A 19,963-nucleotide genomic window follows, 5' to 3' on the forward strand; every position below is an offset into this window, starting at 1 on the left:
GCTCAGGTATTTTAATTGTTATTCTCCAAAAGTCAACACTATCTTGCGGATAGACGGATCCTTTGTATCTACGAAATCAAACGCTTCCTGCGCCTTCTCAAACGGATATGTATGAGAAATTGTTCCTGTCAGATCTAATTTTCCTTCCCGTATCAAGTCAATTGCAGTCTGGAATTTCTTATTCTGAAGCCTTGATCCTCTCACATCCAGCTCTTTCGATGTGATAACAAACTGATTCACCTCTGTAGGTGCCACTGAAAATCCCATTGTCATCACACGCCCTGCATTTCCCGTTGCATTTAAAAGCGTTAAAAGAGAATCCTTCGTGCAGGCTGCGTCAATCGAAACTGTCGGCCCATATCCTTCTGTCAATTCACGCGCTTTTCTAACCACATCCTCGCTTGCGATATGGATTGCATAGTCGGCGCCGTTTTGCAATGCCTCCTGCAGCTTTTCCTCCACAATGTCTGCAACGATAATTTTAGCGCCGCTTAATCTGGCGATTTTCAAAATTGTGCTTCCAAGAGCACCGCAGCCTAAAATAAGCAGCGTATCTTCCGCACACAATTCTGCCCTGGAGCAGCTCTGTATGGCAATCGTTGTCGGTTCAATCATAACCGCCTCCGTATCGGTAAGCCCCTCCGGCAAAATATAACAGTCGTGTTCCGGTACTGCCATATATTCCCTGTATCCTCCATCAATATGTACCCCGCGTACCTTCAGGCTACCGCATACATTTCCTCTCCCTTTGCGGCATGCATAGCAGTACCCGCAGCTTACAACCTGATCTACAATCACTCTGTCTCCTGGCTTTAAATGTTTGATATTCGCCCCTACTTCCTCTACGACTCCAACCATTTCGTGACCAATGACGCGCGGATATGTAGCAGCGGCGTTAGTCCCGTGATAAATCCCTACATCAGAGCCGCAGATGCCCGCAGCTTTCATTTTCACCAGCACATTGTCCTGTTCTGTAATCACTGGCTTTTCCATCTCAATCATTTTCAATTCATTCGGTTTTACAATCTGAATCCCTTTCATGCGTCTTCCTCCTCACATACTATCTTTTAGATACATAAATGTGCCTAACTTTTCTTGGCATCACTGGAAACCGACGCTACCAGTATCAGAACAAGGACTGCCCCCTGAATCAGCCTTTGCATTCCTACTGACAGACTTGCTGCATTTAAGAATGTCGTAAGCAGATACATCATCAATGCACCTAAACATACACCGGCGACATTGGATTTTCCGCCGGATGCCGCTGTTCCTCCTACAAATGCCGCTGCAATGGATGGCAGGAAGTAAGTTGTTCCCATATCCTGAAATGCCCCGCCATTGAAGGCCCCGCACAGAGTACCAGAAAGCCCGCACAAGGCGCCGCCTAATACAAATGCGAGAATCACGACTCTTTTGACATTGATGCCTGCATATCCTGCTGCCACTCTTTTCTGCCCCACCGCATGGAGCTGTTTCCCATATTTTGTCTTATAGAGAAGCAGCGCAAGCAGAACTGCAACAAGAATACAGATAACTGTCAGCATAGAAAATCCGCCTGCATGAAGATTAATAAAATCCACAAATCCGGCATCTGGCAGTGTTTTCATTCCCGGAGCCAGGACAAGTACAATCGTAAAGATAATATATCCCGTAGCCAAAGTTGTCACCATTGCCGGAACTTTTAAGTAAATATTGATCAGCCCGTTTACCAGGCCGCACAGTGCACCCACCGCCACTGCCGCCACGATCCCAAGAAGTACGTTGTACTGCATTAGATCACAGGATATATATGCAGCCAGTGTCAGGATATATTGCTGTGACAGATCAATTGCACCTTCTCCACTCGTTACAACTACCATCTGTCCCAACGCCAAAAGCAGAGCGAACGAACATAACTTAGCGCTGGAAAACACCTGTGCGACACTAAATTTCCCGGATACAGCTGAAATCGCAATCCACAAAAGGATGGAACCGAGAAGCGGCCATATAAACGCATACTTCGTCATTATCTTTTTCATTTTTATCTTCCCTCCTTTTTATGGGTAACCAATTTGATTGCCAGCACGACAATCAAAATCAGGCCTGTCACTGCTGTCTGGTAATTCGAATCTACCCTGAATGATGTCAGAATTGTTGTGATAAAAGACATAGCGATTCCGCCGCATACCACGCCGATCGGTGCCACAATTCCTCCCGCCATCTCACATCCGCCAAGAATAACTGTCGCAATAGACATCATACAGTATGTCGCGGATGAATTCGCATCTGCTCCCATACAAACCGCCGTATATGCCATACCAGCCAGTACAACCATCAATCCGGCAAGCGCATAATTAGCCATTTTCGCCTGTAGATAAGACCAGCCGGAACGCTCTACTGCCAGAGGGTTATTGCCGATTCCTCTTAAAATCATTCCGTATTTCGCGCGGAAAAGTACATACCAGCAGAAAATTCCTGCGAGTACACACAACACAATCGGCATTGGAACAATCGGAAATTCAAACTTGTAAATCGCAAGCAGCCACTCAGGGCAGGTTCCGCCTGGAGATGGCGCAATCACTAAGGCAATTCCCCACCATACAAATTGCGCACCTAATGTTACGACAATCGCAGGAATATTGCGCACATGGATCAATGCTCCCATCAGCGCATATGCGGCGATAAAGATCACCAGACTTACGATACCAAACAAGGGATTGCCTGTCAGTATGATACCGACCAGTACATTGACCAGCGCGATAGAATATCCATTTCCCATATCTACGTCGCCCGCTGTGACTATGAACATCTGCCCTAGAGCAGCAAATACAAGAGGTACAGCCGATGAAACCAACATGCGCAGCCCCATATAGGAGAGAATACGTGGATTCATCGCTGCATTTGCCAGAATCATAATGATCATAGCGGCAACCGGAAGCAATACCCGAGATGTCAAAATCCTATGTGCGATTCCCTCTTTTTTCTCTTCTGTTGCTTTCTTATGTTTTACATCCTTAAAAGAAGCCTTTACAATATTTGCAACTGTGATTTCTTCTTTCTTTAATTCTTCGGTAATCTCACCTTCATGCATAATATAAGCACGGTCGCAGATCTCAATTTCCGCGTCTTCTGTAGAATAGAGAATTACCGCTTTCCCTGCTTTTTTTGCCTCTTCAAGAAGACTATAGATTTCCTGCTTTGTCTCTATATCTACTCCCGCTGTCGGATCATTTAAAATAATCAACTCGGCGCCTGACGCGATTCCTCTGGCAATCAACGCTTTCTGCTGGTTTCCTCCACTAAGTGACATAATCGGGCTGTGAATTCCTTCAGCCTTAAATTTCAGTTTGTCATACCATGTCTGCGCCAGCTCTTCTGATTTCTTCTTATCCAAAAACAGACCCTTTTTCACCTGATCCAGATTTCCAATAATCGTATTGTCAAAAATATCCCAGAGATGGAAGATTCCTTCCTTTGCCCGATCCCCGCTGACATACGATACAGATGTATTTAAAATTACACCTTTCTTCTCTTTTCCCTTATATTTTTTCGAATCATAGAGAAGATTTAAAAGCGTTGTCTGTCCCGAACCCACCAAGCCGGAAATTCCTACGATCTCGCCTCTGTTTACATACATATTGATATTGTACAGACCTTTTCCAGTGAAGTCCTTAATCTGCGCCGCCATCTTAACATCCTGTACATTTTCCGTTGCACTGCTTTTTAACACTGCCTTTTTTGCGCCGGTGCCTCCAAGCATTTCTACAAGCTGTTCTGTTGTAATCTCAGCAGGATCACACTCCCCTGAGTTCGCGCCATTTCTCATCATTACAATACGGTCAGATACTTTCCGTATTTCATCCAGCTTATGAGAAATATAGATGACTGCCGTTCCCTTTGCGCTTAATTCCTCCACCACTTTATGAAGCTGTTCTGCCTTGTCTGTAGACAGTGCGGAGGTCGGTTCGTCCAGAACCAATACCTTTAAATTATCTGTCATCAACGTCTTACAGATCTCTACTATCTGTCTCTCAGCGAGTGTCAGACGTTCTACCGGCTTCATCACATCAATATGATTATTGGGAAAGTATTTCTCCAGAAGTTCTTTTGCTTCCTTCTTTGCCCTTTTTCTCCAGCCTGGTTTTGTGACAATACTATGTTCCACATTCAGCATTGCGAAGTTTTCATACACACTTAGGTTTGTACACAGGGACAAGTCCTGATATGCACAGGAGATACCAATTTCCTTCGCCTCTTTTGTCGTATATTTCGCCATCTCTTTGCCTTCTACAATGATTTTCCCTGCTGTGGGAGGAAGCACTCCGGTCAGCACCTTCATCATAGTAGATTTTCCTGCTCCATTTGGACCAACCAGCCCAATTACTTCTCCTGTAAATATCTGAAGATTGATTTTCTTAAGTGCCTTTGTAATTCCAAAAAACTTGTCAATCTCCAGCAATTCTATATAAGGAGTCTGTGTTTCTGCTCTTTTCACTTTTTTAAATGCTCCTTTCTATTTGACCGGTGTCAGTGCAATCACCCTTATCGGAGATGCAGAACCGTCCTTTATCTTATTTGCCAGACCAACTACATAAGAAAATACCGGAAGCTTATGTAAATTCGTCAGGTTTTCTATAATCGGCACTCCATTACCAAGCAGAATCAGATGACAGGGATATGTTTCACTTCCGAACGGATCCAGTGCAAGTGCATCTGTTCCTACAGAGGCAACTCCTTTATCCAGAAGATACTGTGCCGCATCCTCTCCCAGCCCCGGCCAGTCTTTTAAAAATCCTTCCGCCGCTTTGCCTATTCCGTATTTTTCTTCCCACCCGAAATACAAAAGGATAACATCTCCTTTTTGGATCTCTCCATTTTTTTCCTCAAATTTTTTTAGCATATCCAGTGTATATACTCCGCATGGCTCCAAAAACGAAGCGTCTATCCTGACTCCTCTTCCTATCACTGCTCTGACGTCTACCTCTTCAATAGATGCTCCACCTTTTATAAAGTGTTTCGGCGCATCCAGATGTGTACCCGTATGTTCTCCGAAGCTAAGCTGTCTATGTAGAGAAACCGCCCCTTCGTCATATGTCTCATACACAATGCTTCCAAATCTTGCATGTGTCGGCCAAACGGGCATCCCTGGCTCCAATGTATAGCTTAAGTCGACAATATTGGAAGAATCCATTACTTGCTGCATTAAAGATATGATTTGTTCTTTCACGAAATATCCCTCTTTTCCATGTCAATTCTTTTTCATTGCCTGCCGCCGGATAATGACAGAAATATACACAAATAACTGTTCCTGCAAAAAAGCATACTCCGGCAGAATAGAAACAGCCAGACCCTTCTACTGCCCTGTCGCGGCCTGGCTGTTCTTCTCACTATTTATTCTCGTTATCGGTACTTCACTATTTATATAAGTTCTCTCTTACCCACTCGCGGTCATATGTCGGAGTTCCTATTTCTTCATCTCCCATATCTTTGTAGTTCTGTACTTCGTCCTTTGTCACTACTGCAAACGGATGTATCATTTCATTCGGAATTTCATATTCACCGCTTAAAATGTCACATGCTACATATACTCCAGTAGCTCCGTCCCAAGGATTGGAGGAAACAGAAATTGTATCATATCCCTCTGGTGCTTCATTTGCCCACCACTTCAAGAAATAACCGCGGTTGTCGCCGCCGATAACCGGAAGTTCCATTCCAGCTGCCTCAAATGCCTGTACGGCTGCGTAAGAATCTCCTCCCTGTGTTACAACTCCGTCAACCTCATCCAGCGTCGGAAGAACAGAAGCTAATTCTGACTGTGCCTTAGAACCTGTCCAGTCTGTATAGACCTCTGCGACAACTTCAATCTCCGGATAATTTTCTAATGTCTTCATCACGCCTTCGTGTGCAATATTGTCAAACTCTGCTCCTGCAGTTCCTCTCAGCTCGATAATCTTGCCTTTTCCGCCGATTGCCTCACATACATATTCTGTCAATGTCCCCATCTGATCCACTGTATCAAAGTTAATCTGATAGCACAGTTCTGCATCCGATTCTACTGGGCCGTCATTGATAATGATACATGGGATTCCGGCATCAGATGCCTCCTGAATCGCCCCTGTCAGTGCAGTAGCGGAAATTGGATCGATAATAATTGCGTCCATTCCCTCCAGAATAAAGTTTTCAATCTGCTGTACCTGTTTGGAAGCATCGTTATTTGCTTCTACAATTGTAAATTCAGAAATCTCTCCAGACTCTTTTAATTCATCCGCCGCCTCCTGCGCATATGCTTCCATCTGCTGACGGTAGGAGTTTCCATTAAAACTGTTTGTCAGACCGATTTTATAACCGCCCTTGCTCTTTTCGCCTGCATCTTTCTTGTCGTCTGAACCTGAACTCTCACATCCTGCCATGCTCATTACCATCGCCGCTGCCAGAAGTGCCGCTAATACTCTACTTCTTTTTTTCATAACTAAATCCTCCTTTTGAAACTATTGTGGAACATCCTCCACACTTGTATACTAGTATCTTACCCCCCCCCCCGATATATTTTGTCAACTCATTCCGTTATACTTTTACATTTCCCATTTCTTTTCTCTATTTTGCACAATTTTTATCTTCTTTGCTCTGGAAATGCATTTTGATTTTCTGTCATATTACACAAAAAAATTCTGTCAAGATTTCTTTTTTCCTTTTGAAATCCTGACAGAATTTTTTATCTTTATAAGGTATCACTTAATGCCGTCTTTTATTTTTCCTTAAAAAATTGCTGATATTTCTCTTTTACAACCGCTTCATCAATTTCATGTCTCGTCAGATGTCGTTCCATAGCGATTCTTCCCCGTTTTGCATCCTTTCTGCGAATTGCGTCCAGAATCTCCATATGGTCATCTATTACATACTGCTGATCCACAGTTTTTGTACGGAGCGTACGCAAACGGTCAAAATGTAGCATCATATTACTCATCAATTTATAAATATGTGGTTTATTTGTCATTCTAAACAGTTCTTTATGGAATTGATTATCTAGATCTAACAGCTCTCCCGGCTCATTATTATTCAGATAAAATTGCTGCAGCTTCACATTCTTTTCCAGTATTTGTAGATTTTCTTCTTCTATGTCCTGACATGCCAGACAGATAACCGCTTTCTCCAGAGTGATACGCATAAACTGCGCTTCTTCTACCATTTCCCAGTCAATCAGTGAAACATAACTCCCCTTCTGCGGATAAATCTCAACAATTTTGCTTTTGCTCAATTCGATCAGAGCTTCTCTCACTGGTGTTCGTGAAATTCCCAGTTCTGCTGCCAGCTCGTTTTCACTGATTCTGCTTCCTGGTTCTAATTCCAACATCACAATATTCTCTTTGAGTACACGCAGCACATATTCCCTTCCAGTTTCCCTTCCATATCTTTTCTTTACAATCATCGCTTTACCAAACCTTTATTTTCTAGATTGGATCTGGGTACTAGAAAGGAGATGTCTGTCATCCAGATCCGAATTGTATACCACTTTATGTTGCAAGCTAGTATACAAGTTATATATCTAGTATAATGGCTTATGAGATATATTGTCAATATAAAAAGAAATTCCTCAACTGTATACAACAATTAAGGAATTTCTCTTTACGCTGCCGCTGACTTTTCCTTTATGGATAAGCAGTCAAGCCACAGTGATTATTCTTCTCCGTACAGAGTCACCAGTTTTTTCAGATAAGCATATCTCTCCATTGCTTCTTTCTCATTCTGAGCGAAGAGCTTTTCAGCTTTTTCAGGATTTGCTCTCTTCAATGCATTGTAACGAACTTCTCCGTCAAGGAATGCCTGGTATTCTTCCTGTTTCGGTTCTTTGCTGTCAAGGAAGAACTTATTGCCTTCTGCGGCAGGGTTAAACCGGAAGTTGTTCCAGTATCCACACTCTACTGCAAGCTGTTCCTCTGTCTGCGCCTTACTCATGCCCTTCTTAATACCATGGTTGATACATGGAGCATATGCGATAATCAGAGATGGTCCCGGATAAGCCTCTGCCTCTGCGATCGCTTTCACTGTCTGATTGAAATCAGCACCCATAGCAATCTGTGCAACGTATACATAACCATAGCTCATTGCGATGCCTGCAAGGTCTTTCTTCTTAATCTCTTTTCCGCCGGCTGCGAACTGTGCCGTAGCACCTGTCTTTGTAGCCTTAGAAGACTGTCCGCCTGTATTGGAGTAAACCTCTGTATCAAATACCATGATATTGATGTCTTTGCCGCTTGCAAGTACATGGTCAACGCCGCCGAATCCAATATCATAAGCCCAGCCGTCACCGCCGAATATCCACTGTGATTTCTTAGAAAGGAAATCTTTGTTCTTCAGCAGCTCTGTCTTTTCTTCCATATCACATCCACAGCTTTCCAGCGCAGCTACCAGCTTATCTGTTGCTGTTCCGTTTGTCGCTCCACATGCAAATGTATCCAGGTATTCTTGTGCGGCTGCCTTTACATCAGCGTTTTCTGCAGATTCCGCAAGTTTTGCAACTTTGCCTTTCAGTCTTGCTCTAATTGTATTCTGTGCCAGAAGCATACCATATCCAAACTCTGCATTGTCCTCAAACAAAGAGTTACACCAAGCTGGCCCTTTTCCTTCCGGAGTTACCGTATATGGTGTGGACGGTGAAGAGTTGCCCCAGATAGAAGAACATCCTGTTGCATTTGCAATGTACATTCTGTCACCAAACAACTGTGTAATCAATTTTGCATAAGGAGTCTCGCCGCAGCCTGCACATGCTCCTGAGAATTCAAGCAACGGCTGTTTGAACTGACTTCCTTTTACTGTCGTTTCTTTGAATTTTGTAACAACTTCTGGTTTTACCGGAATTTCGCGTCCATAGTCGAAGAAATCCTGTTTTCCGGCATTTGCTTCCATGTTCCCCATAACAAGCGCTTTCTCGCCCTTCTTACCTGGGCATACATTTGCACAAGATCCACATCCTGTACAGTCATAAGCAGAAACTGTGATAGAGAATTTCATTCCTGGCATACCGATCATATCGATAGTTTCCATTCCTTCCGGAGCCTTGGAAAGTTCTTCCTCTGTCAATGCCACCGGACGGATAACAGCGTGTGGACATACATATGCACAGCGGTTACACTGGATACAATTCTCTGGTTTCCAGATCGGAATATCTACCGCAATTCCACGTTTCTCATATGCGGAGGAACCAGACGGTGTGGAACCATCTACATACTCATTGAAAGCGGATACCGGCAATGAATTTCCTTCCTGGGAATTTACTTTTGCCTGAATATTCTTAACGAAATCTACAACGTCTTTTCTTCCGTTTTCATCTACGTGCGGTGTTGCAAGTCCTTCGTCAGCCGCGTCTTTCCAGCTTTCTGGAACGGCAACCTCTACAACCTGTTTCGCACCTGCGTCAATCGCATCATAGTTCATCTGTACAATCTTGTCACCTTTTCTGCCATACGTAGCTTTCGCAGCTTTCTTCATCAGATCGATCGCTTCTTCTTCCGGAATAATAGAAGCAAGCTTAAAGAATGCAGACTGCAGCACCGTATTGATACGTCCGCCAAGTCCGATTTCCTTTCCGATCTTGATACCGTCGATTGTATAGAATTTAATATTGTGTTTTGCAATATATGCTTTTACCTGTCCTGGAAGATGTTTCTCAAGTCCTTCCATATCCCATGGACAGTTCAAAAGGAATGTACCGCCGTCAACTAACTCCTGCACCATATTATACTTGTCCACATAAGACGGATTATGACATGCAACAAAGTTTGCCTGGTGGATCAGGTATGTGGATTTGATCGGAAGTTTTCCGAAACGCAGGTGAGACATTGTGACACCGCCGGACTTCTTGGAGTCATAGTCAAAGTAAGCCTGTGCGTACATATCTGTGTTGTCACCGATAATCTTGATGGAGTTCTTGTTTGCACCGACTGTTCCATCTGCTCCAAGTCCCCAGAATTTACAGTTGATTGTTCCTTCTGGAGTCGTAACAAGCGGCTCGTCCGCTTTCAAAGACAGATTTGTCACATCATCCACGATACCGATCGTGAATTTCTGTTTCTCATCATTGTGGTATACTGCAACAATCTGAGCCGGAGTCGTATCTTTTGATCCCAGTCCATAGCGTCCTGTATATACCGGAACTGCATCGAATTTTGTGCCTTTGAGGGCTGCAACGACATCCAGATACAGAGGCTCGCCAAGTGCTCCTGGTTCTTTTGTTCTGTCAAGAACAGAAATTTTCTTCACAGAATCCGGAATTGCAGAGATCAGAGCTTCTGCGCAAAACGGTCTGTACAGACGTACCTTCACAACGCCCACTTTCTCTCCGGCTGCTGTCAGGTAGTCAATTGTCTCTTCGATCGTATCACAGACAGAACCCATTGCAATAATCACATGCTCTGCGTCTGCTGCTCCATAGTAGTTGAACAGCTTATAATCTGTTCCGATCTTCTCATTTACTTTATCCATGTATTTTTGAACGATTGCCGGCATAGCATCATAATATGGATTACATGCCTCTCTTGCCTGGAAGAAAATATCCGGATTTTGAGCAGAACCTCTCTGGCATGGATGGTTCGGGTTCAGTGCATGTGCACGGAATTCATCAATTGCATCCATATTTACGATCTCTTTCAAGTCTTCATAATCCCAAGTCTCAATTTTCTGAATCTCATGGGATGTTCTGAATCCGTCAAAGAAGTTGATAAACGGAAGTTTTCCTTCCAATGCTGCGCAATGTGCAACCGGTGTTAAGTCCATAACCTCCTGTACACTGGATTCACACAGCATAGCCGCGCCAGTCTGACGACAGGCGTAAACATCAGAGTGATCTCCAAAAATAGACAGCGCATGGCTTGCAAGTGCACGCGCAGATACGTTGAACACACCTGGAAGCTGTTCACCTGCTACTTTATATAAGTTTGGGATCATCAGAAGCAATCCCTGTGAAGCTGTAAATGTTGTTGTCAGAGCTCCTGCTGATAAAGAACCGTGTACAGCACCTGCCGCACCTGCCTCTGACTGCATCTCTGTAACTTCTACAGTCTGCCCAAAGATATTCTCTCTACCTTCAGTAGCCCATTCGTCAATGTGTTCTGGCATAACAGATGATGGTGTAATCGGATAGATCGCCGCAACTTCTGTGTACGCATAGGAAACGTGGGCGGCAGCCTGATTACCATCCATGGTCTTCATTTTTCTTGCCATTTTGTTGTTCCTCCTTATAATTTACATTGTAAAGTTAATATTTTCACATGTACTGTAATTATATCCCGAAAAATAGCAAAAGTCTATAGAACACACTCTATTTTTTGTTTATTTTCAGGTACATTTTCCATTCTATTTAGCCTCTTTTCAATGGCAGATATTTACTGATACAAAAACATTTCTGTAATACAGCAATCATCATATTTATTTCCATCTCTGACGTCAGTAATCGTCACTTTACACTCACTAATTTCTACTGTTTCTCCAAAGTCAATATATATCATCCCGTCGAAAGGATTTTCGCTGTGGAAGGGAAGTTCCCTGTCTACATAAGAAAAATCCATAGATTCTTCTCCGTATTCTATATGAAACGCTATCGGCGCTCCATTTTTTGCATACAAATCTGCACTGGCACAAAATCCTGGCAAAACTGCAAGCCCTCTTACCGCCTGTTTCTGACTGCTTGTAAAAAGGATACTTTCATTTGTTCCGTTTCCTGCCACACCGTCCGCCCAACATGTAGAAGCATCCAGATCCGTCAAATTTTCTGTCTCATAATTATATCCACTTTCTTTTAGGACAGAGGACGCAGAAACTGTAAAATCCGCCATATAAATTTCTTCTCCCGCATACGTCAGCCCTGTCGCGATACCTGTTGGTTCTGGCTCCGGCAGTTCTTTTTCTTCTGCTTTTTCTGTCTCTTCACGTTCTTCTCTTTTTGCCGCTTCCTTCTCTTCCTGTTTTTCTTTTTCTTCCTTTTCTTCCTTCTTTGCCTCTATCTCTTCTTGTTTTTTTGCTTCCTGCTGCGCTTCTTCTTCCTTCTTTTTCAGGAAAAATATAGCGAATGCTGCCGCCAGTATAAGAATGGCGATCAGAAGAACCGCCAGGGCAGCTATTAGCCCTGCCTTCCCTTTTTTCCTTTTGTCCGGCTTCTTTCCACCCTGTTGCTCCCCTTTGTATTCCTTCATATCAGAATGACCTTGGATTTCTGTTTCCTCCGGAGTCCTTGCATACTCTCTTTCTTCCGCCGATACTTTCTGTCCACAGTTTGGACAGAACTGCTCTCCTTCTTCTATCTTTTTCCCACAATTTTCACAAAACATTTTCCACCTCTCCCATATTCCTATTTTTTTAATCCCTGTATACCACCTCTTCATGCATGACTTGCCTTGGATGTAATATACAGGGACTATTTTGGTTTCTTACCTACTTCTTAAATTTGAATATCCGTTCTTTTGTTTTAGGAGGTTTCTTTCCCTCTATTTTCTCCGGCATGGGTTCATATCTTTTCTCCGTTTTCAGAAACGGCATCCTCTTATGGTTTTTCCTAAGATACAAGAGTGCCACGCCAGTACCGATTACAATCAGCCCTGCCAGAAGCTGGGATACCGCGATGCCAAGCCCTGGAAGGAGCAGTTGATCCGTCCTGAGCCCTTCTATCCACACCCTGCCCAGTCCGTAGCCAAATAAATACAGCAGAAAGAGTTCTCCTTCATACTTTTTGTGTTTCCGGTATGCAAACAAAAAAATCAGCAGCGCCATGCACCAGAAAGACTCATAAAGAAACGTAGGATGTACCTGAATATAGCTTACGCCGTCTATCTGCTGCACAGCCCTTCGCATCTGCTCTGTCACATCCGAAGAACGAACCGCGTCTAACGGCAGTCTCATCGCAAACAGACTGTCCGTATATTCTCCAAACGCCTCCCTGTTAAAAAAATTCCCCCATCTTCCAAGCATCTGCCCGTTTAGCAGTGCCATTGCAATTGTGTCAAATATCTGCGGCGCCGACAGATGCTTTACCTTAGCCAGCACAAGAACACTAATCACTGCCGCGATCACGCCGCCGTAAATAGCGAGCCCGCCTTCCCGCAGATTAAATATATCCAACAGATTGTCCTTGTACATATCCCAGGAGAATATCACATAGTAAATTCTGGCTCCGGCAATTCCGGCTATCACTCCAATAATCCCCATATCCAGATAGTCTTCTGGGTTCTGTCTCGTCCTTTTGGCCTCGGAAGTGGCAATCAAAAATCCCAACAGAATTGCCAGCCCAATTATGATTCCATAATATGCAATCTCAAATCCAAAGACACGGACACTTTTTCCCACATGCTCCAGGTAGATACCAAGATGTGGGAAACTAATGTCATAATGCATAATTATGCTCCTCTCTTTCTATATTGTCCCCGCCCCGTCTTACTCGTGTCATCCATAAAGCCGCAGTTCTTGTTTACTGCGACTTTTGTGCCTGTTCAAAGTATGGCAAAGCTGGTACTATACATTAAATCTGAACAGCATAATATCCCCGTCCTGTACTACATAGTCTTTCCCTTCTAGTCTTACCAGCCCTTTCTCCCGCGCTGCTGCGTAAGTTTTACATGCCATCAGATCCGCATAGCTTACTACCTCCGCACGGATAAATCCTCTTTCGAAGTCCGAATGAATTTTTCCCGCTGCCTGTGGCGCCTTCGTTCCCTTCGTGATTGTCCATGCACGTACTTCCGGTTCTCCCGCCGTCAGATAGCTGATAAGTCCCAAGAGATGATAGCTCGCTTTAATCAGTTTTTCCAGACCTGACTCTTCTAAACCCAAGTCCTCCAAAAACATCTTCTTTTCCTCGTCCTCTAATTCTGCAATTTCCTGTTCAATCTGCGCACATATAACAAATACTTCGCATTGTTCTCGCTTGGCATACTCGCGCACTGCCGCAACCTTGGTATTATTCGCCCCATCATCTGCCAGGTCATCCTCCGCCACATTTGCCGCAAAGATGACAGGCTTAGCAGTCAGCAGATTATATCCTGCCATCCACTCCTTTTCTTCCTCGTCATCTGTCTCAAAAGTTTTCGCCATCTTATTTTCTTCCAGATGTGCCTTAATCCGATTCAAAAGCTCCAGCTCTTTTGCTGCCGTCTTATCATTTCGGGAGAGTTTTACTGTTTTTGCAATCCTTCTTTCTAATATTTCCAAATCTGAAAAAATCAATTCCAGATTAATCGTCTCTATGTCACGCAGAGGATCGATACTCCCGTCTACATGGACAATATTGCTGTCCTCAAAACATCTCACAACATGGACAATAGCATCCACCTCTCTGATATTCGCCAAAAACTGATTGCCCAGCCCTTCACCCTTGGAGGCTCCCTTCACCAAACCCGCAATATCTACAAATTCTATCGCAGCGGGAATAATCTTCTTCGTATGGTACATCTCCCCCAACACATCTAAACGTTTATCCGGCACTGTCACAACCCCTACATTGGGATCAATCGTACAGAATGGATAATTTGCTGATTCTGCCCCTGCCTTTGTCAGGGAATTAAACAGCGTGCTCTTTCCTACATTTGGCAGTCCTACGATACCTAATTTCATTTCTCTATCTACCTCCTTAAAAACACTTGAAAATCAAGCATTTTTCGAATTTTATATTTTTTTCGCGTACCAATTTGCGTACCAAATTTTAAACTATTTTTAACTTTTCCTCAATGTTTTCTATTTCTTTTTTCTTTTCATCGTCCGTTATATGTACGTACAAATTCATGGTGATACCAATATTAGAATGTCCTAATATCATTTGCAGTGTCTTAGGTTTCATTCCCGACTCAATACATCTTGTGGCAAATGTGTGTCGTAAAACATGCATCGAAAATCTTGGTATTCCAGCCTTGTCACAGTAATAAAAAAGTTTCGTGTCATAAGCACTATTTTTAGTAGGCGTTCCGTCTCTGCACAAAAATACTGTATCGGAAAATTCAATCGGAATTATTTTTAAAGATTTTAGTTTTTCCTTTTGATTTTTCAAAATAGTTATCGCCTCTTGCGTCAGCGGAATATCGCGAATACCATTTTTTGTTTTTGGGTCTCCGGTCATCCATTGACCTATATTATACCGATATTCCATTGTTCTTTTAACGTGAAGAACCTTATTTTTAAAATCTACATCCGACCATCGTAGCCCTATCATCTCTCCTGTCCTAAGTCCGGTCTGCAAGATAAGGGCGTACTGGTTATAATTACTAGTGCCATGAACTGTTTCTAAAAATACTCTTTGTTCTTCAATAGTCAACGCTCTTTTTTCTTTAGATTTTCGACCACTTGTACATTTAACGCTTTTAGTTACTGGATTTTTTACAAGCAATTCATTTTCGATCGCACTATCAAATATCATCCACATCACAAGCCGACTATGCTCAATTACGGAATTTGCATACCTCTCAGCCATCTGATTAAGAACATTCTGACAATGCAAAGGTTTTACATCTTTCAACAACATATCACCAATCAAAGGATTTATATTCTTTTCATATCGTTCTTCATAATTACGCCTTGTATTATATCGAATATTGTCTCCTTTCACATTGTCAATCCAGTAATGATACCACGCACTGACTGTTGGCTCTTTACCTTGCAAAACATTTCCATGCTCATCCTCAAATCGGGCATCCGCCAACCATTGCCTGCACTCTCTTAATTTGTCAAACTCTCTCTTTATTCGCTTGCCACTCCGGCTTGTATATCTTGCAATATACTTTTGGTTTTTTGTCTGGCAAATACCGACGCCCAACTCCTTTCCTTTCAAATCCTTTCCCATAAATAGGCTCCTTTCTCTTAGAAAAAGCCTTATACAGTAATCTACATATTACCACATAAGGCTTTATAAGTCTATATTTCGATCTTTTCACCTATGTATTTCTCAAACTCTTTTCTGCGTATCAAACGTTTTCTTCCTATATAGATGACAAAAGGACAGTTGGGAGAATTTGATATCTCCCTTAGTTTATTTATTCCTATATTACTGTACTCGGATGCTTCTTCTAATGTTAGGTTCATTTTCTCCCAAATAGGAACTTTATTTTTCACGTTTCCGCACACCCTTTCTATTTTTTCCTTAATCAAGGATAATTTTCTGCCTGCCGTAGCTGTAGAATAGCCTATGCAGACCGCAATTTCTTCATAGCTCTTTCCGCTTCGCAAGCTATCAATTATTTTGACTTCTTCACTGGTAAAACTACAAAGGTCTTTTAATTCTTCAAGTTCTGGCTTAGTCAATTCGGACAAATACTTTCCCAATCTCATAAGCCCTGTTCCTTTCCTTATTCTGATATATAATTTTCAATGTCATCTACAAAAACGTGATAACAATTTCCCCTTTTGTTTTCTAATGTAACAACATTTTCGTCAAGGTCAATGATTTCGCCCTCCACTATTTTATTATTTTTTAATTTCAGTTTTACATTGTCAAACAAATCAAATCTTGTTTTCAACAATCCTATGTACAAACTTCTTTCTATACTTGCTGACATCTGTTTTCCTCCACCTTAACGCCTTTCCGTTTCAGCCATTTCTCCGCGCTTTCCCGGCGCATTTGCTCTCCCTGCGCGCGTATTAGCTTGACCGCCGCTGGCTTATTCTTCTGTTTCTTCATCTGTGTATCTCCCGTTCATTCTGTTCACCCTCCATTATCTCTTTAACGCATTCTGAACAATAACAACCTTCATATCCCTCTATCTTGTAAAGGAAACACATCCAGTATCTATTCCATATTCCGTAATCGTTGCACCTTTTACAACTTCCCTGTCCTTCTCCTTTGCATTGCGTGATTTTAAGTTTGCTCATTCAATCTCACCTTTCTTTTTTTGATTTCTTCTTCGATTAAATTTTGATTTCTGCATGCTTCACTGAATGTTTTTACATACGATGCGGCTCTGCTTGCTGCGCAATGGCAAAATATTTGATATGCTTCATCTTCTCTGGATTTTTCAAGTTCTAAAAATTTGTTAAGTTCAGTGTCGGAATATTTGTTTAATCGTTTTATTGTAAAATTCATTCAATCCCGCCTTTCTCGACAATCTCCGCTATTTTCTCATCACCCTCAACGCAGTATTTTTCAAAAAGATAATCTTCCAATTCCTCAATTATTTTTTTCTTGTTAAATGTATTTTTGCGCACAGAGCCGCGATTCTTACAGGATCATTTTCTACCCTGCCCTTTATTAGTTCATCTGTGTCAATCAGTCTCATCTTCTTCGCTCATATCTATCCTCTGTCCGCATTTCGGACAATATTCATAGTTATCATAATCAACCTCGTATCTCTCGCCGCAGGAAGGACAAATCCATGTATCGTATATTATTTTTCCATCCTTGTCGCACCCATCCCCTTCATAGTCTGGATTTTTCGGTTTCTGCTTCTCCACCGCCGCGCGGCACTCTTCCACGGTTCCGATTTTTTTATACTTTGCCAGTTGTATGATATTCTTGATAAATCCTACGCTTATTCCACTTTCATCAACATCCTCTTCCGCTTCGCTTATAACTGCCAACAAGTCCTTGATTTCCTCCACGGTGCCAATCTCCCGATAATGTTGAATTTCTTCGAGGGCTTTGATTGCCATGCAAAATGCAACTATGTCTTGCGCTTGTATATAATACTTTGTACGATTCTCTAATATTTCAATCGCTTCTTTCTCTGTCATTTCTTTCTCCTCCTTAATCTATGTCCTTGTGACTGGAATTGGATAGCCATCTGGAAGGGCTTTGAACAATTTTCGTTGTGCGTCCAGTGCGCGAAGTTGGACATTTACAAAGGCATTTCCCTGGCAGGTTTTTAATTCCCGTTCAATATCTTCAATACTTGCCAATATTTCCGTTCTAAATTTAGGCGTTAAAGGTTTTATCGCTTCTTTCTCTGTCATTCCTCTACACCTCCTCGACAATCCGTTCAAGTTCTGCCATATAAGCCAACGCTTGCATTTTATTTCCCATAGTAATATGGCTATTAGCACTGGCAATAATGTTAATCACCTTTTCCTTGTCAAAAGCAGTCGGCATATTCTGCAGCATTTTTATAGCCTTATCCAGCTCATTTCTTCCGCTGTGACTTCCTCCATTGGCCTGAAATCTATCATACTCAGCAATCACTAATTCTATTGCCGCTTTCCGGCTGATTAAATCATCACTCATTTGTTCCCTCTCCTTTTCTCCCGATTCTCCCGGTCGGTATGGCTCTGGTTTCCTTCGCCAATATAGCGGGGGATTGCTTTTCAGAAATTGATACGTACCCATTCTGTCTATTCCTACAAATTCAGAACCGTTATAAAGTCCTTCCATTATGCCTTCATTTTTCAGTTGAATCAAAATGGTTCTACAATCAATCTCCGGTGGCTCCTCGCACGGTATCCAGCCGTCATTCATGTGCTTACGGATAATCTTTATGACATCTTCGACAGCAATCAGGGGTTTCGTGTAGCTCGCAAACTGTATATTTCCTATCTCCTCTACCTCTTCCAGAATCTTCTTTAATTCCTGCATATTAATCCTCCTCGTATAGTTTCTTTCCGCACTTTGGACAATACGTGATAGGTACTGCCCACTTCTTTGAAAGAAATTCTTTTTGTTCTTCCGTCATATTTTTGCAGAATATCCAGTGGAAGTTTTTCTTTTTGTATTCTGATATTATCATTGGAACTACACCAAGAAATTCGATCCGAGTTGATAGTTTATCGTCAAACCTACTGCCATCATCATATATTTTATCTGTTAGAGGTTTTTTACCTTCGCAGTATTCGCACATGTCAGTCCTCCTTTTCAAGTATATATTCCAGATCTTCTCCTATTTTGTTGCACATAACAACTTTCCATCCTTCTGCAAGTGCCTTTTGTAAATGTTCAAATCGTGATGGCTCATACCATTCCCATGTGCTTGTCGGTGCTGTTCTTACTACTTTCTGCATGTCAGTCCTACCTCTCTTTCATACTCCTTTATCATATCCGCAAGTTTTTGAATTCTTTTCGGTTCTGCCTTTATATCATACTCAAGCTCTCGTTCATCTTTCTTACGGAAATATTTGCAATATTGTTCATGTTCAATATACTTCGTCCGCATTGTACGATCGCAAACAAGCGTATTCTTTACCATTCGGAGACAATGCTTTGCATATTCATAATTATTTTCAGTCACGCGTTCTGGAAGCGCCCACCGCATACTTTTTTCGCACATCTTACACTTTACTTTTCTACTCATTTCAGTCCTCCCGCTTCAAACGCTGTCCACACTTCGAACAGAAATTATCTTTTTCATGCACCGGTTCATTGCAAATAGGGCAGCTATAACATTTAACTCCGTGAAATTCTTCTACCGTAATACTTTCTGCTGTATTCTGCAGCTTCAGCTCCCGCACCTCCTGCGGTGTGAGGCCGGTGTTCTCATATGCTGCAAGTGTGTCCACCAATTCTTGTTTCTTATTCGGTGACCAGTATCCCGTCTTTATCCCGTTATTTCTCTCATGTGTTAATCTCTCCATCTTCGCTTTCCTACCCTTCCAACAGAAATTGTTTTTCTTCCAGTTTTTCAAATACCGTCTGCCCCTGTACTTCAATATAAGGCAGAAAAATTTCTTCAAATCTTACCATATCAATATCCAACAGCGCCATCTGTGCTTCCACCCAGTCTTTTAAAATCCTCCATGCGACTCTTTCTGCCTGCTGCCATGTATCCTTTATCTGCTTACGCGGATTTTCTTTCTTTTCCTTTTTGAGTATCATAAAGCAGGAATCTACTTTGACTGGAAGCCTCACCGGTATCTGCTGCGCCCCTGTATCAATTAAAAATGACAAGCCTGTCACAGATTCACCTTCGTAATTTTTCATAATAGATTTTGCCCCATGTTTCATTAGGATGTATTCAATTTCTGATACAGTCTTAAATGCGTCTATCGTTGTCGTATAATTTAAAATTGCCATCTTCGCTCTCCCTCCTTTTGT

At 42.3% G+C, this 19,963-nt stretch carries 23 protein-coding genes; all 23 read right to left on the reverse strand.

The window, feature by feature from the left end:
- Positions 1–18 precede the first annotated feature (18 nt).
- The gene (locus ACZ5C4_RS12945; protein WP_464521361.1) at positions 19–1,041 is read right to left on the reverse strand and encodes a zinc-binding alcohol dehydrogenase family protein; all 1,023 of its coding nucleotides are present in this window, start codon (positions 1,039–1,041) and stop codon (positions 19–21) included.
- Positions 1,042–1,085: 44 nt separating this feature from the next.
- Complete coding sequence (locus tag ACZ5C4_RS12950; protein WP_464521362.1) at positions 1,086–2,018, reverse strand: ABC transporter permease; 933 nt, start codon at positions 2,016–2,018, stop codon at positions 1,086–1,088.
- 2 nt (positions 2,019–2,020) lie between these two features.
- The gene (locus ACZ5C4_RS12955) at positions 2,021–4,474 is read right to left on the reverse strand and encodes an ATP-binding cassette domain-containing protein (protein WP_464521363.1); all 2,454 of its coding nucleotides are present in this window, start codon (positions 4,472–4,474) and stop codon (positions 2,021–2,023) included.
- 18 nt (positions 4,475–4,492) lie between these two features.
- Positions 4,493–5,206: a cyclase family protein gene (locus tag ACZ5C4_RS12960; RefSeq protein WP_464521364.1), complete on the reverse strand. Its 714-nt coding sequence runs from the start codon at positions 5,204–5,206 to the stop codon at positions 4,493–4,495.
- 187 nt (positions 5,207–5,393) lie between these two features.
- Positions 5,394–6,446, reverse strand: coding sequence for a substrate-binding domain-containing protein (locus tag ACZ5C4_RS12965; protein WP_464521365.1), 1,053 nt, complete (start codon positions 6,444–6,446; stop codon positions 5,394–5,396).
- Positions 6,447–6,724: 278 nt separating this feature from the next.
- Positions 6,725–7,405, reverse strand: a complete 681-nt coding sequence (locus ACZ5C4_RS12970) for a GntR family transcriptional regulator (RefSeq protein WP_186876827.1) — start codon at positions 7,403–7,405, stop codon at positions 6,725–6,727.
- A 248-nt stretch (positions 7,406–7,653) separates the two neighbouring features.
- Positions 7,654–11,196, reverse strand: a complete 3,543-nt coding sequence (gene nifJ, locus ACZ5C4_RS12975; RefSeq protein WP_464521366.1) for a pyruvate:ferredoxin (flavodoxin) oxidoreductase — start codon at positions 11,194–11,196, stop codon at positions 7,654–7,656.
- Positions 11,197–11,357: 161 nt separating this feature from the next.
- The gene (locus tag ACZ5C4_RS12980) at positions 11,358–12,299 is read right to left on the reverse strand and encodes a zinc ribbon domain-containing protein (protein ID WP_464521367.1); all 942 of its coding nucleotides are present in this window, start codon (positions 12,297–12,299) and stop codon (positions 11,358–11,360) included.
- Positions 12,300–12,402: 103 nt separating this feature from the next.
- Entirely contained in the window at positions 12,403–13,359 is a 957-nt protein-coding gene (gene lgt / locus ACZ5C4_RS12985) for a prolipoprotein diacylglyceryl transferase (RefSeq protein WP_464521368.1), read from the reverse strand.
- A gap of 117 nt (positions 13,360–13,476) precedes the next feature.
- Positions 13,477–14,574, reverse strand: a complete 1,098-nt coding sequence (gene ychF / locus ACZ5C4_RS12990) for a redox-regulated ATPase YchF (protein WP_464521369.1) — start codon at positions 14,572–14,574, stop codon at positions 13,477–13,479.
- Positions 14,575–14,662: 88 nt separating this feature from the next.
- Positions 14,663–15,793, reverse strand: a complete 1,131-nt coding sequence (locus ACZ5C4_RS12995) for a tyrosine-type recombinase/integrase (RefSeq protein WP_464521370.1) — start codon at positions 15,791–15,793, stop codon at positions 14,663–14,665.
- 71 nt (positions 15,794–15,864) lie between these two features.
- Positions 15,865–16,278, reverse strand: coding sequence for an excisionase (locus tag ACZ5C4_RS13000; protein ID WP_464521371.1), 414 nt, complete (start codon positions 16,276–16,278; stop codon positions 15,865–15,867).
- A gap of 17 nt (positions 16,279–16,295) precedes the next feature.
- Positions 16,296–16,505 carry a hypothetical protein gene (locus ACZ5C4_RS13005; protein ID WP_464521372.1) on the reverse strand — a complete coding sequence of 70 codons (210 nt, stop codon included), beginning with the start codon at positions 16,503–16,505 and terminating at the stop codon, positions 16,296–16,298.
- A complete protein-coding gene (locus tag ACZ5C4_RS13010) occupies positions 16,490–16,627 on the reverse strand; it encodes a hypothetical protein (RefSeq protein ID WP_464521373.1) in 138 nt (45 codons plus the stop codon). Before ACZ5C4_RS13010 ends, ACZ5C4_RS13005 begins: the two co-directional genes overlap by 16 nt.
- Before the next feature lie 177 nt (positions 16,628–16,804).
- The gene (locus tag ACZ5C4_RS13015) at positions 16,805–17,029 is read right to left on the reverse strand and encodes a hypothetical protein (RefSeq protein WP_464521374.1); all 225 of its coding nucleotides are present in this window, start codon (positions 17,027–17,029) and stop codon (positions 16,805–16,807) included.
- 179 nt (positions 17,030–17,208) lie between these two features.
- Positions 17,209–17,676, reverse strand: coding sequence for a hypothetical protein (locus ACZ5C4_RS13020; protein ID WP_464521375.1), 468 nt, complete (start codon positions 17,674–17,676; stop codon positions 17,209–17,211).
- A gap of 18 nt (positions 17,677–17,694) precedes the next feature.
- Positions 17,695–17,895 (reverse strand): hypothetical protein, encoded by a 201-nt coding sequence (locus ACZ5C4_RS13025; RefSeq protein ID WP_464521032.1) that lies wholly within the window; start codon positions 17,893–17,895, stop codon positions 17,695–17,697.
- A gap of 4 nt (positions 17,896–17,899) precedes the next feature.
- Positions 17,900–18,511, reverse strand: coding sequence for a hypothetical protein (locus ACZ5C4_RS13030; protein WP_464521376.1), 612 nt, complete (start codon positions 18,509–18,511; stop codon positions 17,900–17,902).
- 1 nt (position 18,512) lies between these two features.
- Positions 18,513–18,773 (reverse strand): hypothetical protein, encoded by a 261-nt coding sequence (locus tag ACZ5C4_RS13035; protein WP_464521377.1) that lies wholly within the window; start codon positions 18,771–18,773, stop codon positions 18,513–18,515.
- A 1-nt stretch (position 18,774) separates the two neighbouring features.
- Positions 18,775–18,933 carry a hypothetical protein gene (locus ACZ5C4_RS13040; protein ID WP_464521038.1) on the reverse strand — a complete coding sequence of 53 codons (159 nt, stop codon included), beginning with the start codon at positions 18,931–18,933 and terminating at the stop codon, positions 18,775–18,777.
- Positions 18,921–19,223 carry a hypothetical protein gene (locus tag ACZ5C4_RS13045; protein ID WP_464521039.1) on the reverse strand — a complete coding sequence of 101 codons (303 nt, stop codon included), beginning with the start codon at positions 19,221–19,223 and terminating at the stop codon, positions 18,921–18,923. The genes ACZ5C4_RS13040 and ACZ5C4_RS13045 overlap by 13 nt, the downstream gene beginning before the upstream one ends.
- 1 nt (position 19,224) lies before the next feature.
- The gene (locus tag ACZ5C4_RS13050; RefSeq protein WP_464521378.1) at positions 19,225–19,503 is read right to left on the reverse strand and encodes a zinc ribbon domain-containing protein; all 279 of its coding nucleotides are present in this window, start codon (positions 19,501–19,503) and stop codon (positions 19,225–19,227) included.
- A gap of 10 nt (positions 19,504–19,513) precedes the next feature.
- Positions 19,514–19,942 (reverse strand): hypothetical protein, encoded by a 429-nt coding sequence (locus ACZ5C4_RS13055; protein ID WP_464521379.1) that lies wholly within the window; start codon positions 19,940–19,942, stop codon positions 19,514–19,516.
- Positions 19,943–19,963 lie beyond the last annotated feature (21 nt).

Source organism: Mediterraneibacter flintii (assembly GCF_055387595.1).

Bases quoted from the DNA above. Each gene is read 5' to 3' on its own strand.
- ACZ5C4_RS13000 (WP_464521371.1), bottom strand. From the start codon at position 16,278: ATGAGATTGGGAAAGTATTTGTCCGAATTGACTAAGCCAGAACTTGAA.
- ACZ5C4_RS12995 (WP_464521370.1), bottom strand. From the start codon at position 15,793: ATGGGAAAGGATTTGAAAGGAAAGGAGTTGGGCGTCGGTATTTGCCAG.
- lgt (WP_464521368.1), bottom strand. From the start codon at position 13,359: ATGCATTATGACATTAGTTTCCCACATCTTGGTATCTACCTGGAGCAT.
- nifJ (WP_464521366.1), bottom strand. From the start codon at position 11,196: ATGGCAAGAAAAATGAAGACCATGGATGGTAATCAGGCTGCCGCCCAC.
- ACZ5C4_RS13015 (WP_464521374.1), bottom strand. From the start codon at position 17,029: ATGAATTTTACAATAAAACGATTAAACAAATATTCCGACACTGAACTT.
- ACZ5C4_RS13040 (WP_464521038.1), bottom strand. From the start codon at position 18,933: ATGCAGAAAGTAGTAAGAACAGCACCGACAAGCACATGGGAATGGTAT.
- ACZ5C4_RS13055 (WP_464521379.1), bottom strand. From the start codon at position 19,942: ATGGCAATTTTAAATTATACGACAACGATAGACGCATTTAAGACTGTA.
- ACZ5C4_RS12980 (WP_464521367.1), bottom strand. From the start codon at position 12,299: ATGTTTTGTGAAAATTGTGGGAAAAAGATAGAAGAAGGAGAGCAGTTC.
- ACZ5C4_RS12970 (WP_186876827.1), bottom strand. From the start codon at position 7,405: ATGATTGTAAAGAAAAGATATGGAAGGGAAACTGGAAGGGAATATGTG.
- ACZ5C4_RS13035 (WP_464521377.1), bottom strand. From the start codon at position 18,773: ATGTGCGAATACTGCGAAGGTAAAAAACCTCTAACAGATAAAATATAT.
- ACZ5C4_RS13025 (WP_464521032.1), bottom strand. From the start codon at position 17,895: ATGACAGAGAAAGAAGCGATAAAACCTTTAACGCCTAAATTTAGAACG.
- ACZ5C4_RS13020 (WP_464521375.1), bottom strand. From the start codon at position 17,676: ATGACAGAGAAAGAAGCGATTGAAATATTAGAGAATCGTACAAAGTAT.
- ACZ5C4_RS13010 (WP_464521373.1), bottom strand. From the start codon at position 16,627: ATGAAGAAACAGAAGAATAAGCCAGCGGCGGTCAAGCTAATACGCGCG.
- ACZ5C4_RS12965 (WP_464521365.1), bottom strand. From the start codon at position 6,446: ATGAAAAAAAGAAGTAGAGTATTAGCGGCACTTCTGGCAGCGGCGATG.
- ACZ5C4_RS13050 (WP_464521378.1), bottom strand. From the start codon at position 19,503: ATGGAGAGATTAACACATGAGAGAAATAACGGGATAAAGACGGGATAC.
- ychF (WP_464521369.1), bottom strand. From the start codon at position 14,574: ATGAAATTAGGTATCGTAGGACTGCCAAATGTAGGAAAGAGCACGCTG.
- ACZ5C4_RS13030 (WP_464521376.1), bottom strand. From the start codon at position 18,511: ATGCAGGAATTAAAGAAGATTCTGGAAGAGGTAGAGGAGATAGGAAAT.
- ACZ5C4_RS13045 (WP_464521039.1), bottom strand. From the start codon at position 19,223: ATGAGTAGAAAAGTAAAGTGTAAGATGTGCGAAAAAAGTATGCGGTGG.
- ACZ5C4_RS12945 (WP_464521361.1), bottom strand. From the start codon at position 1,041: ATGAAAGGGATTCAGATTGTAAAACCGAATGAATTGAAAATGATTGAG.
- ACZ5C4_RS12950 (WP_464521362.1), bottom strand. From the start codon at position 2,018: ATGAAAAAGATAATGACGAAGTATGCGTTTATATGGCCGCTTCTCGGT.
- ACZ5C4_RS13005 (WP_464521372.1), bottom strand. From the start codon at position 16,505: ATGTCAGCAAGTATAGAAAGAAGTTTGTACATAGGATTGTTGAAAACA.